The organism is Deltaproteobacteria bacterium (assembly GCA_009930495.1).
GTDB lineage: Bacteria > Desulfobacterota > Desulfovibrionia > Desulfovibrionales > Desulfomicrobiaceae > Desulfomicrobium.
This window is the reverse complement of the sequence record RZYB01000299.1, coordinates 1-2,233: the sequence shown is the minus strand read 5'-3', so window position 1 is coordinate 2,233 and position 2,233 is coordinate 1. Positions and strand designations below refer to the sequence as shown.

The 2,233-nt window shown below is 65.2% G+C and carries 3 protein-coding genes; all 3 read left to right on the top strand.

The window, feature by feature from the left end; all coding sequences use genetic code 11:
- Positions 1 to 1,242: HemD protein (locus tag EOL86_14015; GenBank protein NCD26689.1), on the top strand; the 1,242-nt coding region annotated here is incomplete at its 5' end.
- 2 nt (positions 1,243 to 1,244) lie between these two features.
- On the top strand, positions 1,245 to 1,910 hold the full coding sequence (locus EOL86_14010; GenBank protein ID NCD26688.1) for a phosphoribosylglycinamide formyltransferase: 666 nt from the start codon (positions 1,245 to 1,247) through the stop codon (positions 1,908 to 1,910).
- 9 nt (positions 1,911 to 1,919) lie between these two features.
- Positions 1,920 to 2,233 (top strand): AMMECR1 domain-containing protein (locus tag EOL86_14005; protein ID NCD26687.1); only part of this gene is annotated, 314 nt, incomplete at its 3' end.

Below are 2,233 nucleotides of genomic sequence, written 5' to 3'. Positions count from 1 at the left end.
CCGTACATTTTCGGACGCGGCGCCGAAGAGGCCGAGGAGTTGCTCGAAGCGGGCCTGGAGTTTGAGGTCGTGCCCGGCGTGACCTCGGCCGTGGCCGGCGCGGCCTATGCCGGCATCCCGCTGACGCACCGCAAGTACGCCTCGTCCGTGTCGCTCATCACCGGCCACGAGGATCCGACCAAGCCTGATTCGGCGCATAACTGGCCAGCCTTGGCCACGGCGGCCAGCACCTTGTGTTTTTACATGGGCGTCAAGAACCTGCCCTACATCACCGGCAAATTGATGGAACACGGCATGCGGGCCGACATGCCCGCGGCCCTGGTGCGCTGGGGCACGACCGCCAAACACCAATCCTGGGTTTCGACCGTGGGCGAGATTTCGGCCCTGGCCGAGCGCGAAGGCATCAAGGCGCCATCCATGCTCGTGGTCGGCCAGGTGGTGCAGCTGCACGACACCTTGAATTGGTTCGAGAAGCTGCCCCTGCACGGGCGGGGCGTGGTCGTGACCCGGGCCCGCGAGCAGGCCAGCGGCCTCAAGGACACCCTGGAGCGTCTCGGCGCGGCCTGTTACGAGTTTCCGACGATCACCATTGTGCCGCTCAAGGATTACGGCCCGGTGCAGTTCGCCATCGAGCACCTGCCGACCTATGACTGGGTTGTCTTTACCTCGGTCAATGGCGTGCGCCATTTTTGGAATCAGCTCGACGCCCTGGGCAAGGACGCTCGCGCTCTGGGCGCGGTGCAGGTCGCGGCCATTGGTCCGGCCACGGCCGAAGCCCTGTGCGAGCGCGGCATCCGGCCTGATTTCGTCCCGCCCAAGTACGTGGCCGAATCCGTGGTCGAGGGCTTGCTCGCCCTGGGCATCGAGGGCAAACGCGTCCTCATTCCCCGGGCCAAGGTCGCCCGCGAGGTTTTGCCTGAGGAGCTGGCCAAGGTCGCGGCGCGGGTGGACGTGCTCCCGGTCTACGAAACCGTCCTGACCCAGGAGGATGGGGCCGAGATCGTCGATTTGTTGGAAAAAGGGCGGCTGCATTATCTGACCTTTTCCAGCTCCTCCACCGTGGACAATTTCTTCGCCCTGGTCCCGGCCGACACCCTGCGGCCGTACGTGGGCCAGTCGCTCAAGATCTGCTGCATTGGTCCGGTCACGGCCAAGACCTTGGAGAAATACGGTTTCACTCCGGACATCATGCCCGAGGACTACACCATCCCGGCCTTGGTTGACGCCCTGGTGCGGGGCTAGCCATGCGACTGGGCGTGCTTGTCTCCGGCTCCGGGTCCAACCTGCAGGCCATGCTCGACCGCGTGGCCGATGGATCCCTGCACGCCGAGATCGCGTTGGTGGTGTCCAACAAGCCCGAGGCCGTGGGTCTTGAGCGGGCGCGGGCGGCGGGCATCCCCACGGCCTGCGTGCGCCATGCGGATTTTCCCGTGCGCGAGGATTTTGACCGCGAGCTGGTTCGTCTGCTCCAGACGGCCGGGGTGGAGTGGGTGGCCCTGGCCGGATTCATGCGCATTCTGACTCCGGCCTTTTTGACACCCTTTGCCGGTCGGGTGGTCAATATCCATCCGGCCCTGCTGCCGGCCTGCCCCGGCATCCACGCCCAGGCCCAGCAGGCTGGTCACGGGGTGCGTCTGGCCGGGTGCACGGTCCATTTCGTGGACGAGGAAATGGACCATGGGCCCATCATCATCCAGGCCGCCGTGCCCGCCTTTGCCGAGGACGATGAGTCCAGCCTGGGCGCGCGCATCCTGAAGCTCGAACACCGCATTTACCCCCAAGCCTTGCAATGGATTGCCAGCGGTCGGGTGCGCCTGGACGGACGCCAGGTCCGTGTCGATGGCGCTGGCCGGGATTTTTCCGGACCATTCTGGACCAATCCGCCACTGGAACCGCCTTTTGACCGTTAGGAGGTCGCCATGCAGGAGTTTCATCTGTCTCTGACCGACGAGGAAAAGCGTTTCTGCAAGGATCTGATCCGTTGGGCCATCGCCCATCATCTGGGACTGCCCGGCGCAAAACCCCATCTTGATTCCGAAACCCTGGACGCCGAACTCGGCGCGTTCGTGACCCTGAAAAGGCACGGCCAGTTGCGCGGCTGCATCGGCAACATTGTCGGCAACGGACCGCTGGTCGCGACCATTGAGCGCATGGCCGGCGCCGCCGCCTTCGAGGATCCGCGTTTTGCGCCGGTCACGGCGGCGGAGGCGGGCGAGTTGGAGATCGAGGTCTC

Coding starts and splice junctions, on each gene's coding strand:
- EOL86_14010 (NCD26688.1), top strand. CDS start 1,245: ATGCGACTGGGCGTGCTTGTCTCCGGCTCCGGGTCCAACCTGCAGGCC.